At 65.2% G+C, this 250-nt stretch carries 1 protein-coding gene; it reads left to right on the top strand.

What is annotated here, in order from left to right; genetic code table 11:
• On the top strand, window positions 1–250 hold a 250-nt coding region (locus G3N96_RS39005), incomplete at both ends, for a DnaA/Hda family protein (RefSeq protein WP_241023051.1).

Here is a 250-nt window from a genome sequence, read left to right as displayed (position 1 = left end):
TTCGATGTACGAGCGCTCGAAGCTGAACCCCGTGCTCACGTTCGACAACTTCGTGACCGGCAAGGCGAACCAGCTCGCACGCGCCGCCGCGATCCAGGTCGCGGACAACCCGGGCATCTCGTACAACCCGCTGTTCCTGTACGGCGGCGTCGGCCTCGGCAAGACCCACCTGATCCATGCGATCGGCAACCAGCTGCTGCTCGACAAGGCCGGCGCGCGGATCCGCTACATCCACGCCGAGCAATACGTG

Origin of the sequence: Burkholderia sp. Se-20373 (assembly GCF_017104705.1) — a bacterium.
Lineage (GTDB): Bacteria > Pseudomonadota > Gammaproteobacteria > Burkholderiales > Burkholderiaceae > Burkholderia.
This window is presented reverse-complemented; position numbering and strand designations above follow the sequence as displayed.